Source organism: Paracoccus stylophorae, assembly GCF_028553765.1.
Taxonomy (GTDB): domain Bacteria; phylum Pseudomonadota; class Alphaproteobacteria; order Rhodobacterales; family Rhodobacteraceae; genus Paracoccus; species Paracoccus stylophorae.
The window spans coordinates 1632127-1645500 of record NZ_CP067134.1; the positions used below are offsets into that span (position 1 = coordinate 1632127).

Sequence of the window (13374 nt, forward strand, 5' to 3'; positions counted from 1 at the left end):
AGAAATAAGTCTGACCCCCGCAAGGTCGCATCGCCGTCGCGCGTGTCAGTCGCGCCCGTCCAGCCGCACGAAATCCATCACGCTTCCCGCGCCCGGTTCGACCTCGGACCAGTTGTCGATCTGGAAATCGACGACCAGCGTCGCCGCGGTCGGATAGCGGCGGAAATCGGGGCTGAGCGGCGGCTGCGCCGGCAGCATCGCCGCAAATTCGGAAATGCCCGGATTGTGGCCCAGCATCATCACCGTCGGATGGGTGGCGGTGCGCAGGATCGTCAGCATCTTGCCGGCGCTGGCGTGATACAGCCCCGGTTCATGCCGGATCAGCGGTCGCACCTCCAACGCGGCGCTGGCGACCACCTCCCATGTTTCCTGGGTGCGGCGGGCGGATGAGCACAACACTTCTTCGGGTTCATAGCCGCGGCTGACCATCCAGTCGCCAAGCGCGAGGGCGGAACGGCGCCCGCGATCGTTCAGCGGCCGGTCGTGATCCGACACGGCCGGATCGTCCCATGCCGATTTGGCGTGGCGCGTCAGGATCAGCCGTCGATGTCCAGGAGGGGTCATGTGGAAACTGCCTCATATGCCATGCCGATTGTTCCGGCAGCCTGCCACACCGCCTGCTGATCGGGCAAGCGCATCGGGCATCGCGGCGGAGATTAAGATGCGGCCGGGGCCGGCGCCCATACTCTCAGCGGTCGGCCGCGTCCTCGGGCAACCCGCGCGGGCGCACGCGCGGGTCGGTGGACCGGATCAGGCTGCCCGCGCCGTGTTCGGTGAACAGTTCCAGCAGGCAGGCATTGGGCACCCGGCCATCCAGAATCACCACCGCGCGGACCCCGTCCTCGATCGCCTTCAGCGCGGTTTCGGTCTTGGGGATCATCCCGCCGCTGATGCGCCCGTCCGCGATCATCTCGCGGACCTGGTCGGGGTGCATCTGCGTCACCACCTTGCCGGACGGGTCCTTGACGCCGGCCACGTCGGTCAGCAGCAGCAGCCTGTCGGCCCGCAGCGCGCCGGCAATGGCGCCCGCCGCCGTGTCGCCATTGACGTTGAACGTCTCGTTATCGGCCATGCCGGTCGCCACCGGTGCGCAGACCGGGATCATGCCGGCGGTATAGAGGTCGCGGATGATCTGGATGTTCATCTCGACCGGGCGGCCGACAAAGCCCAGTTCCGGGTCGTCGGCCTCGCACACCATCATGTCGTCGTCCTTGCCGCTGATGCCCACGGCGCGCCCGCCCGCGTCGTTGATCGCCTGCACGATGCGCTTGTTGACCAGCCCGGACAGCACCATCTCGACCACTTCGACGGTTTCCTTGGTGGTCACGCGCTTGCCGCGCACGAAGCGGCTTTCGATGCCCAGCCTGGCCAGCAGATCGTTGATCATCGGGCCGCCGCCGTGACAGACGATCGGGTTCATCCCGACCTGTTTCATCAGCACGATGTCGCGGGCAAATTCGGCCATCGCGGCCTCGTCGCCCATGGCGTTGCCGCCGAACTTCACCACGACGACGGCGCCGGAATAGCGTTGCAGATAGGGCAGGGCCTCTGACAGGGTGCGAGCGGTGGCGATCCAGTCCCGGTTCATGTTCTGCGTTCTCATCCTTGCGGCCCCTATGCGACGGCCCGGACCCTAGGACGCATCGCGCGGTCAGTCCAGACCGGCGATGATCGCGCGCAGCGTGGCGATGCCCGCGCCCTTGTCGGACGAGGTGACGACCAGCTGCGGAAAGGCTGCGGGATGTTTCTGCAACTCTGTCTCGACCTGCTCCAGCACCGCGCCGATGGCGTTCGGACCCAGCTTGTCGGCCTTGGTCAGCACCACCTGGAACGGCACCGCGGATCGGTCCAGAAGCGTCATGATCTCGTGATCGACGGGCTTCACGCCGTGGCGGGCGTCGATCAGGCAGAAGGCGCGGCGCAGATTGGCGCGACCGGCAAGATAGGATTTCAGCAGCGCCTGCCATTTCGCGACCACCGGCACCGGCGCCTTGGCAAAGCCATAGCCGGGCAGATCGACCAGATAGCCATGATCGCCCAAGGTGAAATAGTTGATTTCCTGCGTGCGCCCGGGTGTGTTCGACGCCCGCGCCAGCCCCTTGCGGCCGGTCAGCGCGTTGATCAGGCTGGATTTGCCGACATTGCTGCGGCCGGCAAAGCAGACCTCGGGGCGGTCGGCGGGCGGCAGCCCGTCCATGGCGACCACGCCCTTGAGGAAATCGACCGGCCCGGCGAACAGCTGGCGCGCGGCCTCGGCCTGTTCGGGGTCCGGATCGTCGGCGACGGGAAAGGCGACTTTCATGCGGCGATCCGATCCCCGACGGCGATGTCCCCGCCGGTCACGATCTCGGCGTAGATGCCGAAATCGGTGCGGCCATGCAGGCGCTGCAGCGTCGCCACCATGTCAAGATCGCGGGTGCCGGTGTCGGTATCCGCGCTGACGGCGTCGCAGCGCCCGATCCGGTCGGTGACGCGCAATTCGACCCCGCCGATGTGCAGGATCTGTCCGATCAGGTCGCGTTCCGCGAATGGCGTCCAGCCCCCGATCCACAGATTGCCGCGCCAGCGATGGATGCCAAGCCCGTGCCCGATATCGGCTTCCAGCGCCGCAAGGCTGGACAGCGACAGGATCGAGATCCACGGCCATTTGCTGTCGGTCCAGATCGCCGCGCCCTGCACCAGCCGAGAGACGGCCGGTTCGCGCGCCGGCCACAGCGGGCGCAGCCAGTCGATCAGCCGGTCTTGCTGGGTCTGCGGATCGAAGACCAGATCCGGCTGCGTGGGGTGGGACAGGGCCAGCCGGCCGTCTTGCCAGCCGCCGGCGATCGCCTGCACCGCGGGCGATACGGCTCCGCGCACGAAGCAGGATTTGGGCAGCCACCGGTCAGGCTCGTTTTGCGTCTGGCTGGCGCGCGCATGGCGTTCGCCAGCCTCGGTCAGGACGGCATATTCGCGATCGCCGGGCAGGCGGCGGGCGGCGGTCAGTGCAACGCGGTCCAGCCCCTCGCTGCCGACCGACTTGATCGGGTGGCGGCGGATATGGGCCAGATGCGCCGTCACTTGCCCTTGCCCTTGCCCTCGGCCTTGGCGTCCTTGGCGGAACTCAGCCGTCGCTTGGGGATCGACGCCTTGATGTTGCCGAACAGGTCGGGCCGGTGGCCGTGCATGGACATGATCGAATATTGCTGAATGATCGTGATCGTGTTGTTGGTGATCCAGTACAGCACCAGCCCCGAGGCAAAGCCGCCCAGCATGAACATGAACACCCACGGCATCCAGGCAAAGATCATCTTCTGCGCCGGATCGGTGGGGGTCGGGTTCAGCCGCTGCTGCATCCACATGCTGATCCCCAACGCGATGGCCAGCGCCGGCAGCGACAGCGAATGCAACAACGTGCCCTGCGCCGGCGGCGAAAACGGCAGCAGCCCGAACAGGTTCAGCAGGCTTGAGGGATCGGGCGCCGACAGGTCGCGAATCCAGCCGATCCAGGGCGCGTGGCGCAGCTCGATCGTGACGAAGATCACCTTGTAGAGCGAGAAGAAGATCGGGATCTGCAACAGGACCGGAAGGCAGCCCGCCGCCGGGTTCACCTTCTGGCTCTTGTAGAGTTCCATCACCTCTTTCTGGTATTTCATCCGGTCGTCGCCGGTGCGCTCCTTGATCGCCTCCATCTGCGGCTGCAGTTCCTTCATCTTCGCCATCGAGATGTAGGATTTCCGGGCCAGCGGGAAGACCAGCAGCTTGAGGATGAAGGTCAGCGCGATGATCGACCAGCCCATGTTGCCGATATGCGTGTTCAGCCAGTGCAGCAGGCTGAAGATCGGCTTGGTCAGGAAATAGAACCAGCCCCAGTCGATGGAATCGAGGAAACGCTGGATGCCCGGATCACGCTCATACCCGCGGATGATGTCGGTCACCTTTGCGCCGGCGAACAGATACCCGGTCGAGGTCAGCTGCGTCCCCGGCTGCACCGTCTGCATCGGATAGCGGGCCTCGGCCTGATAGATATCGGCGTTTTCAGCGTATTTGACGACCGACGTAAAGGCCTGACCGGGCGCGGGCGCCAGCGTTGTCATCCAGTATTTGTCGGTAAAGCCGATCCAGCCATTCTCGTTGACCTCGATGACGTCGGCGCGCCCCTCGCGCGCGACCGGGTCAAGATCCGCGATCTTCTTGTATTTCAGTTCCAGCAATTCGCCGTCATGCATGCCGACGGCACCTTCGTGCAGCACGAAGAAGTTCTGCGTATCGGGCCGGCCGTGACGCGCGATGATGCCATAGGGGGCGGCGCTGAACGCGGCATCGCCGTTGTTCTGGACGCTTTGGCTGACGGTGAACAGATAGTTGTCGTCCAGTTCGAACCGGCGGGTAAAGACCTGTCCGGCACCGTTGTCCCAGGTCAGCGTGACGGGCTGGCCCGGCGCCAGCGCCTCGCCCGAGGCGACCGTCCAGACGGTGCCGGGGCCGGGAACCGCGGCGGGATCGACGCCCGGTCCGGGCGTCCAGCCATAGACGGCGTAATAGGGTTTCGATCCGGTCGTGTCGATGCTGGTTTCGGCCGTGGCAGAGGAGGGTGCCAGCAGCCTGACATCGGGAGAGTCGGGGTCCAGCGTTTCCTGGTATCGGGTCAGCAGAAGATCGTCGATCCGTCCCCCCACCAGCGAGATCGAGCCCTTCAGCGACGGCGACTCGATGGCCACCCGGCCGGCCCGCGTGCCGGGTCCTGCGTCGGCAAGTTCCGCAGTGGGCGTCTCGGCGGCCGGCGCGGCCGGCGTCACCGCCGTTCCGCCTGCGGCCTGTTCCGCGGATTGTCCGGCGACGGGCCGCTCGGCTGTCTGATCGACCGGCGGTTCGGGTGCGAAGACGGTGTACCATATCAGGATCACCAGAAACGACAGCACCGTCGCCAGGATCAGATTGCGGTTGTTGTCTTCCATTCCGTCACCACTGTCATCGCGTCAGTCGCGCCGGTTCAACAGAAGGGGGGATCAAAGGTCAAGCGTATTTGCCCGGAACCGGCTTCCGCGCGCCAGAAAAAGCGGGGCGGCGGATGGCGGGTGGCCCGGCGGTGTCGCCGGGTCATGTGCAACGGGGACGATCCTGCGATGATGCGTCGGGCGGATCATCCGGCGTTGCGCCGCGGCACGCCCGGCAGGTCGCTGGTCCGGCGCAGATGCCGGGCCAGAAATTCGCCCGTTTCCTCGACCGGCATGGGACGGGCGATCGCGTATCCCTGCACCTCGTCGCAGCCGATCTGCGCCAGAAACCCGTGCTCGGCCGCGGTCTCGACCCCTTCGGCCAGAACGGCGATGTCCAGCCTGCGCGCCAGCGCCAGAATCGCCAGGATCATCCGCTGCTGACCCGCATCCAGATCGCAGCCCATCACGAAGCTGCGGTCGATCTTGATGCGGTGGATGCCGAACTGCCGGATCACGTCCAGGCTGGCATAGCCGGTGCCGAAATCGTCCAGATCCAGCCGGCAGCCCGCCTGCGCCAGTCGCGACAGGTTCTGCCCGGCCTCGGCGCTGCTGGTGACCGGGGCGACATTCTCCAGCACCTCGAGGACCAGCCGTTCGGGGCGCACATCCTGCCGGTCCAGTTCCCACAGCAGGCCGGTCGCGAAATCGGGATCGGACAATTCGCAGTTCGAGATGTTGACCGACACCGTCGGCACCTGCCAGCCGGCCCGGTCCCACGCTTTCAGCGCGGCCATGGACTGGCGCAGCATGGACAGGGTCAGGGCGCGGTGATCGGCCTCGGCCATCCGCGGCAGGAAGGTGCCGGGCAACAGCAGGCCGCGCGTCGGATGCTGCCAGCGGGCCAGTGCCTCGAACCCGGTGACACGGCCGGAATTGCAGCACAGCTGCGGCTGGAAATGGGCGACGATCTGGCCGGCCTGCGCGGCGTCGGCCACGGTGGCGGGCAGCTTGCCGCAGCCGGCCCTTGCGTCGTGCGCAAACAGCGTCACCTCGCCCAGCATCTCGGCCCCGGCATCGTCCAGCCGGCTGCGCGCATCGTCGATCATGTCGCCCGGATCGGGCCTTTCGGGCGCGTCGGCATGGATCAGCACCCCGGTCAGCACCGGCCGGACGGACTGGCCCGCGACCGCCAGCGGCCTGCCGGCCTGATCCAGCAGCCGTCGCGCAACCTGCATCGCCTGATCCTCGCGCCTGCCCGTCAGGATGACGGCGAAGATGCCGGGATCGGGGATCTGCACCGGGTCCTCGGGGCGCAGCGCCCGCCCAAGCCGGACCGACAGGCTGACCAGCAGATGGTTCAGCCCCGCCTTGCCCAGATGCCTTGCCAGAACGTCCAGATTTTCCAGACGCAGCAACAGCACGCTTTTGTGGTCGGCCGCAGGCGGTATCGGCCATGCCGTCCCCGCCCGTCGCCACAACGCCCGTCCAAGGTCGATCAATCCCGTCAGCATCGCGGCCCTTTCCGGCAAACCTTGCGGATCGGTCTAGGGCAGAAAGCTTGTTGTTCGGTTAATGTTCGCGCGTTGGGTCACGACCCGATTGCGTCGCATTTGATCCATCGGCACACAGCGCCGCGAAATCGAACAGCGCAGGGTCCAGCAGATGCGACGGGCGCACATTCATCAGCGCCCGGAACATGACTTGCCGGCGGCCGGGGGTCCGCGCCTCCCATTCGTCCAGCATCTTCTTGACCTGAACGCGCTGCAAACCGTCCTGGCTGCCGCACAGATCGCAGGGGATGATCGGATAGTTCAGGGCGCGCGCAAAGCGGTCGCAATCCTCCTCGGCGACATAGGCAAGCGGGCGCAGCACGGTCAGGTCGCCCTCTTCGTTCAGCAGCTTGGGCGGCATCGTCGCCAGCCGTCCGCCGTGGAACAGGTTCATGAAGAACGTCTCGAGAATATCGTCGCGGTGATGGCCCAGCACGACCGCCGAACAGCCTTCCTCGCGGGCGATGCGATACAGATTGCCGCGCCGCAGCCGCGAACACAGCGCGCAGAACGTCCGGCCCTGCGGGATCTTGTCGGTGACGATGGAATAGGTGTCGCGATATTCGATGCGATGGGGCACGCCGCGCGCGGCCAGGAACTGCGGCAGCACGGTCGCGGGAAAGCCCGGCTGACCCTGATCCAGATTGCAGGCCAGCAGATTGATCGGCAGCAGGCCGCGCCATTTCAGCTCGTGCAGGATGGCCAGCAGCGTATAGCTGTCCTTGCCGCCCGACAGGCAGACCAGCCAGCGATCGCCCGTGCGGATCATGCCGTAATCGTCGATGGCGGCACGCATCTGGCGCACAAGGCGCTTGCGCAGCTTGCGAAACTGGGTCGAGGCGGGCGCGCCCGCGAACAGCGGATGGATCTCGGTGTCGTCGGTGTCATCCAGCATCGGCATGTCCTTCGTGATCGGGATCGGTGCCCGGAACCGGATCATAGCCATGACCGCCCCAAGGGTGGCAACGCGCGATGCGGCGCAGCGACAGCCAGCCGCCGCGAAACGCGCCGTGCCGTTCCAGCGCCTGCAGCGCATAGGCCGAACAGGTCGGCTGGAACCGGCATCCATGCCCGACCCACGGCGAGGCCAGCAGGCGATAGGCGCGCACCGGCAGCGCCACGATCCGGGCCAGCGGGCTCATGGATGGACCTTGCGCAGCGCGCGCCGCAGATCGTCGCACAGCGCCGCGAAATCGCGGCTGACGGTGGTTTCGGGGCGGCCGACCAGCACGTAATCCCACCCGTCGCGGCCCAGGTCGGGCAGGCACAGCCGCGCGACCTCGCGCAGGCGGCGCTTGGCGCGGTTGCGGGTCACGGCGTTGCCCAGCTTGCGCGAACAGGTAAAGCCCACGCGCGGCGGCCCATCGTCGTCGCGCCGGCGTGCCTGCAACAGGAACCCCGGCGTGCCTTGACGCCGCGCGCGGGACGCCGCCAGAAAATCGGCGCGCTGCGTCAGCACGGCAGGCATCCGACGCCGGGCGGCGGGCATGCGAAATGCCGCCGTGCCGTCATCCGCAAGCCGATTGTCAGCGTCGGGATGGGGCGAGGGCGGCATGTCCACGGCCTTGATGTTCAGGGCCTTGCGTCGGCGGGCGGACCCGCCGGACGGAATCAGGCCGACAGGCGCTTGCGGCCCTTGGCGCGGCGGGCGTTCAGCACGCGACGGCCGCCCTTGGTGGCCATGCGGGCACGAAAGCCGTGACGACGCGCACGAACGAGGTTCGAGGGTTGGAAAGTGCGCTTCATGGTCAGGTCTCCGGATCGGTGCTTGCGATGGGCGGGCGGACGGGCGGGACAAATCGTCCCCGACCCGCCCGCGAACGCGCCGGTTGTTCGAGGCCCGCTGGATAGTGCAACGAAGGGGTGGCGTCAACCGCCAAGACCTGCCTTTATGTGGGCCAGCTTTCCCTGTCGCGGCCGGAACCTTGCCGCGATCACTTTCGTTTGATGTGCGACTGCCGCCTTGCCCGGCCAAAGCGGGTGCCACGACGTTACGACCCGGACAAGATGCGACTGAACACGATCTCTGGCCGATTCGCCGCACTGACGATCATTTTCGTCGTGCTGGCCGAAGTCTTCATCTTGCTGCCCGCGATGGCCAGCTTTCGGCTGGACTATCTCGAATCGCGGCTGGAACGGGCGCAGATCGCCAGTCTCGCGCTGCTTGCCACCACCGACGAGGCGCTGGCGAGCGATCTGGAATCCGAGCTGTTGCAGAACGCCGGCGTCTATAACGTGGTGCTGCGGCGCGACGATATCCGTCAGCTTGTGCTGTCCTCGCAGCTTCCCGGCGCGGTGTCGGCCACCTATGACCTGCGCGACGAGGGCGTGATCCAGACCATCGACGATGCGGTGGCGACGCTGCTGGACGAAGAGGATCGGGTGATCCGCGTGATCGGCGCGCCGGTCAATCAGGCCGGACAGTTCATCGAGATCACGATGGCGACCGCCCCCCTGCGCGCGGCGATGATCGATTACGGTCTGCGGCTGCTGGCGCTGTCGGCGGCGTTCTCGATCCTGACGGCGATCCTGCTGAACCTTGCGGCGCAGCGGATGATCCTGGTGCCCATTCGCCGGGTGATCAGCCATCTGTCCAGCTATGCCGCCGCGCCCGAGGATCCGCGCCACATCATCACCCCCGATGCACGGCTGGTCGAACTGCGCGAGGCCGAAGCGGCGCTGGCGGCGATGCAGAAGACCGTGACCTCGTCGCTGAAGCACAAGGACCGGATGGCCGGGCTGGGGCAGGCGGTCGCCAAGATCAGCCACGATCTGCGCAACATCCTGACCACCGCCCAGATCTTCGCCGACCGGCTGGAGGACAGCGCCGATCCCAAGGTCAGACGCGCCGCGCCGAAGCTGGTCAATTCCATCACCCGCGCCGTCAACCTGTGCGAGACGACCCTGGCCTTCGGCAAGGCCGAAGAGCCCGCGCCGACCCTGTCGCGATTCAACCTGTCGCATCTGGTCGCGGACCTGATCGAGGCCGAATCGCTGGCCGGCGAAAGCACCGGGCAGGGCCGGGTCGAGTTTCTCAGCGATCTTCCCCCGACCCTGACCATCCGCGCGGACCGCGACCAGCTGTATCGCGTCCTGACCAACCTGGTCCGCAACGCCAGACAGGCGATCGAGGGCACCGGCCAGCCCGGCACGGTCGAGATCGGCGCCGGAGAGACCGATGCCGAATGGTGGATCCGGATCGGCGATACCGGGCCGGGCCTGCCCGACAAGGCGCGCGAGTTTCTGTTCAAGCCCTTCACCGGCAGCGCGCGCAAGGGCGGCACCGGGCTGGGGCTGACCATCGCCGCCGATTTGGTGCGGGGTCACGGCGGCAGGCTGGAACTGGTGCGCAGCGACGCCGACGGCAGCGAATTCATGATCCACCTGCCGCGCGATCTGGCGATCCAGCCGTCGCGCAACCTGGAATCCGCGCGCTGAGCGTGTCGCTTGCGCAAGATCGGTTTTTTCATCCGACCCCCTTGCATCCCGCCCAACCGGCGGATAGATCACCGCCCTACGACGGACCCGTAGCTCAGCTGGATAGAGCACCAGACTACGAATCTGGGGGTCGGGCGTTCGAATCGCTCCGGGTCCGCCATTGCCTCTTCAGTATATGCGCTTCGCTTGCTGATGCTGGTCATCTCGCATGATCGAACTTTGAACTGAAAATTTCCGACAACAGCTTGGTGCAAGCGCCCGAACGACCAGTCGGCCGATACCAGCAGGCGTACCCGATTGAGCTCCGGGTCTTCTGACGATAATCAGCAGCGGCATCAATCGTCGTGGAGCTGCCGATGAACGCCGTCACAGAGAATACTGCAAGTCCGGCCACCGCACACGTCTACACTTCTGTCTCTGACATGCCTGTTTGCACGGCAGGGCTGGTGGACGGGCAATATGTCTGGAAAGGCGAGGACGCGTCGCGTGTTTTTATTTTCTTCACTGGCGCGGTCGCTCCTGCGGCATTGCCGCTGTCGCCCGTATTTCAGCGTTGGAAGTGGTTACACAAGTTCAGCAATCCTGTAGTGATAGCCCGAGACCCTCTGATACAGCGAACCGGCAATCTGCAGCTTGCCTGGTATGCTGGCACTCAGAATGGCCCAACCTTCGATGATATTGTCGCCGGTCCTTTACGCGTAGCGCGTGAACTCTCGAATGGTGAGATCTGCGCATTCGGATCGTCAGGAGGAGGATTTGCCGCGCTTATGGCCGCAGTCCGAAACCATGTAGACAGCTCAATGGCTATTAATCCTCAGACGAACGTTCTTCGTTATGTGCCGCAGATGCGGGACAAATTTTTGCAATTATACACTGGGGGCGCGTGCGAACTAAATCAAACAGACAAAGAGCGCTTGTCTGTTTGCGAGTCTCTCTGGCGCTATCATGACAAGTGCCGAACACACGTGATCATCAATATCAAGGACCTGCTTCATTATCATTCTCACGTTCTTCCATTGCACCGAATGTCAAAGCTTATGAACTATGAAAGTATGACGTTCAGCTGCTACGACGATGCGGCTAATGGACACAATCCTCCTTCGCAAGGCCACACTCTCTGGCTGATGCAGAAATGGTGGCCGAAATGCATTGCGGCATCACACCGAAAAGAATTGCTTGGGATGCGTTCTATCAGGGATCTTGAAACCGCATAGTCCGCAGTTTTCAAGACTCAAACACAGAAACGGCCGCGGCTGTCTGCTTGCGCGGACAGCGGTTGACACCCGCCGCAACCCGTCTATAAGCGCGCACTTCATTGGTGTTGGTGGCCCCCGCAAGGGGATGCCTGTCGGGCCTTTGCCAAAGGACAACGCCCTTTTGATTTGACGAAAGGAGATCAGCCGTGACCAAACGCACGTCTGCCAAGTACAAGATCGACCGCCGCATGGGCGAAAACATCTGGGGCCGCGCCAAATCCCCGGTGAACCGCCGCGAATACGGCCCCGGCCAGCACGGCCAGCGCCGCAAGCAGAAACTGTCCGATTTCGGCACGCAGCTGCGCGCCAAGCAGAAGCTGAAGGGCTATTACGGCGATCTGACCGAAAAGCAGTTCCGCCGCATCTATGCCCAGGCCGAGCGTGTGCGCGGCGATACCGGCGAGAACCTGATCGGCCTGCTGGAGCGTCGTCTGGACGCCGTCGTCTATCGCGCAAAGTTCGTGCCGACCGTCTTTGCCGCGCGCCAGTTCGTGAACCACGGCCATGTCGAGGTGAACGGCAAGCGCGTCAACATTCCCTCGTACCGCGTGAACGAAGGCGATGTCATCTCGATCCGCGAACGGTCGCGGCAACTGGCCATCGTTCTGGAGGCCGTCGGCCTGCCCGAACGTGACGTGCCCGACTATCTGGACGTGGACCACAACAAGATGACCGCGACCTTCGTGCGCACGCCGGCCTTGGGCGATGTGCCCTATGCCGTGCAGATGGAGCCGAACCTGGTGGTCGAATTCTACGCGAAGAACTGATCTTCGCGCCTGTCACACAATCCGGGGTCGCATCGCAGGGTGCGGCCCTTTTCCTATGCGGGGTTCACCGGCACCGCCGCCAGTCGGCCCTCAGCGGTCGGGGGGCGTCCAGTCCTTCTCCATCCCCGCGCCGCGGCGGTGCAGCCGCAGGGCAAGACCGGCGGACACGCCGACGCCGATGGCAATGGTCAGATCGGCGAACACGGTCAGCAGCAGCGTCAGCACCAGCAGAACCCGATCCGACATCCGCGCCTGCATATAGCCGCGCCATTTGTGCGGCTCGCTCATGTTCCAGGCGGTCACCATCAGCAGCCCGGCCAGCGCCGGCATCGCAAGATAGCCCGCCAGCGGTGCCGCCAGCAGCATCACCAGCAGGATGGTCAGCGCGTGCACGACGCCGGCCACCGGTGTCTTGCCGCCGGCGCGCACATTGGTCGCGGTGCGCGCGATGGCGCCGGTCGCCGGAAGGCCGCCGAACAGGGCCGAGCCGATATTGGCGAAACCCTGGGCCAGAACCTCGGCGTTGGGACGGTGACGGCCGCCGATCATCCGGTCGGCCACCAGTGCCGAAAGCAGCGATTCGATGCTGGCCAGAAACGCGATGACAAGGGACGACGGCAGCAATTCGAACATTCGTTCGACGCTGATCGCCGGCAGGGCGGGCGCGGGCAGCGTACGGGGCAGGGGTCCGAAACGCGACAGGATCGTATCGACCGGCAAGGCAGCCCAGGCCACCGCCAGCGATGTCAGCCCGACCGCGACGATCAGCCCCGGAAACCGCGGCGCCCATCGCCGCATCGCGACGATCAGCACCACCGTCGCCAGCCCAAGCCCCAGTGCCAGCGGGCTGAGGCTGTCGCGCGCCGACCACAGCGCCGCGATCTTGGGCAGGAACGCGGCCGGCACCTGCGACACCGACAGCCCAAGCAGATCGTGGATCTGGCTGGCGGCAATGATGATCGCGATGCCGATGGTAAAGCCGTTGATCACCGGTTCGGGCACATAGGCGACAAGGTTGCCCGCCCGCAGATAGCCGGCGGCCAGCATGATGAAGCCGGCCATGAAAGTCGCCAGAACCAGCCCGTCATATCCGTATTTCGCGATGACGCCATAGACGACCACGATGAACGCGCCGGTCGGACCGCCGATCTGCACCCGGCTGCCGCCGATCAGCGAAATCAGCAGCCCGGCGACGATGGCCGTCACCAGCCCCTTTTCGGGTCCTGCGCCCGAGGCGATGGCGATGGCCAGGCTGAGGGGCAGGGCGACCATCGCCACGGTGACGCCCGCGATCACGTCGCTGGTGAATTGCCGGCGATCATAGCTTGCAAGTGTGGTCAGGATCTTCGGTTTCATGGGTGATCTGTTCTTGCCGGAATGACAGGCTGCGGCCGCCATGCCAGATATCGGCCTTTCGACGGGACATGCGCAATGGCGATCTTGG

The 13374-nt window shown here is 65.4% G+C and carries 14 protein-coding genes and 1 tRNA gene; 4 read left to right on the forward strand and 11 right to left on the reverse strand.

Annotated elements, in window-relative coordinates; translation table 11 throughout:
* Window positions 1-45: 45 nt before the first annotated feature.
* The 10 genes from JHW45_RS08035 to rpmH form a co-directional block, all read right to left on the reverse strand.
* Entirely contained in the window at window positions 46-564 is a 519-nt protein-coding gene (locus JHW45_RS08035) for a SixA phosphatase family protein (protein WP_272860355.1), read from the reverse strand.
* Window positions 565-688: 124 nt separating this feature from the next.
* Window positions 689-1588 (reverse strand): acetylglutamate kinase, encoded by a 900-nt coding sequence (gene argB, locus JHW45_RS08040; protein ID WP_272860575.1) that lies wholly within the window; start codon window positions 1586-1588, stop codon window positions 689-691.
* A 63-nt stretch (window positions 1589-1651) separates the two neighbouring features.
* Window positions 1652-2302, reverse strand: a complete 651-nt coding sequence (gene yihA / locus JHW45_RS08045) for a ribosome biogenesis GTP-binding protein YihA/YsxC (protein ID WP_272860356.1) — start codon at window positions 2300-2302, stop codon at window positions 1652-1654.
* Window positions 2299-3060, reverse strand: coding sequence for an MOSC domain-containing protein (locus JHW45_RS08050; RefSeq protein ID WP_272860357.1), 762 nt, complete (start codon window positions 3058-3060; stop codon window positions 2299-2301). The genes yihA and JHW45_RS08050 overlap by 4 nt, the downstream gene beginning before the upstream one ends.
* Entirely contained in the window at window positions 3057-4937 is a 1881-nt protein-coding gene (yidC, locus tag JHW45_RS08055) for a membrane protein insertase YidC (RefSeq protein ID WP_272860358.1), read from the reverse strand. The genes JHW45_RS08050 and yidC overlap by 4 nt, the downstream gene beginning before the upstream one ends.
* Window positions 4938-5122: 185 nt before the next feature.
* Window positions 5123-6430, reverse strand: a complete 1308-nt coding sequence (locus JHW45_RS08060; protein WP_272860359.1) for a GGDEF domain-containing phosphodiesterase — start codon at window positions 6428-6430, stop codon at window positions 5123-5125.
* Window positions 6431-6488: 58 nt separating this feature from the next.
* Window positions 6489-7364 (reverse strand): tRNA 2-thiocytidine(32) synthetase TtcA, encoded by an 876-nt coding sequence (ttcA, locus tag JHW45_RS08065; RefSeq protein WP_272860360.1) that lies wholly within the window; start codon window positions 7362-7364, stop codon window positions 6489-6491.
* Entirely contained in the window at window positions 7354-7611 is a 258-nt protein-coding gene (yidD, locus tag JHW45_RS08070; protein WP_272860361.1) for a membrane protein insertion efficiency factor YidD, read from the reverse strand. The genes ttcA and yidD overlap by 11 nt, the downstream gene beginning before the upstream one ends.
* A complete protein-coding gene (gene rnpA, locus JHW45_RS08075) occupies window positions 7608-7958 on the reverse strand; it encodes a ribonuclease P protein component (RefSeq protein WP_272860576.1) in 351 nt (116 codons plus the stop codon). The genes yidD and rnpA overlap by 4 nt, the downstream gene beginning before the upstream one ends.
* 122 nt (window positions 7959-8080) lie before the next feature.
* On the reverse strand, window positions 8081-8215 hold the full coding sequence (gene rpmH, locus JHW45_RS08080) for a 50S ribosomal protein L34 (protein ID WP_028725980.1): 135 nt from the start codon (window positions 8213-8215) through the stop codon (window positions 8081-8083).
* Between the two features lie 261 nt (window positions 8216-8476).
* On the opposite strand from rpmH, the gene JHW45_RS08085 reads away from it, so the two are divergent.
* From JHW45_RS08085 to rpsD, 4 genes are all read left to right on the forward strand, one after another.
* Window positions 8477-9907: a sensor histidine kinase gene (locus tag JHW45_RS08085; RefSeq protein WP_272860362.1), complete on the forward strand. Its 1431-nt coding sequence runs from the start codon at window positions 8477-8479 to the stop codon at window positions 9905-9907.
* Window positions 9908-9990: 83 nt separating this feature from the next.
* Window positions 9991-10067: transfer RNA gene (locus JHW45_RS08090), tRNA-Arg, on the forward strand.
* Window positions 10068-10263: 196 nt separating this feature from the next.
* On the forward strand, window positions 10264-11121 hold the full coding sequence (locus JHW45_RS08095; protein ID WP_272860363.1) for a hypothetical protein: 858 nt from the start codon (window positions 10264-10266) through the stop codon (window positions 11119-11121).
* 188 nt (window positions 11122-11309) lie between these two features.
* Window positions 11310-11930 (forward strand): 30S ribosomal protein S4, encoded by a 621-nt coding sequence (rpsD, locus tag JHW45_RS08100; protein ID WP_272860364.1) that lies wholly within the window; start codon window positions 11310-11312, stop codon window positions 11928-11930.
* Between the two features lie 90 nt (window positions 11931-12020).
* Here the strand turns inward: rpsD and JHW45_RS08105 are convergent, their stop codons facing one another.
* Entirely contained in the window at window positions 12021-13286 is a 1266-nt protein-coding gene (locus JHW45_RS08105; protein WP_272860365.1) for a SulP family inorganic anion transporter, read from the reverse strand.
* Window positions 13287-13374 lie beyond the last annotated feature (88 nt).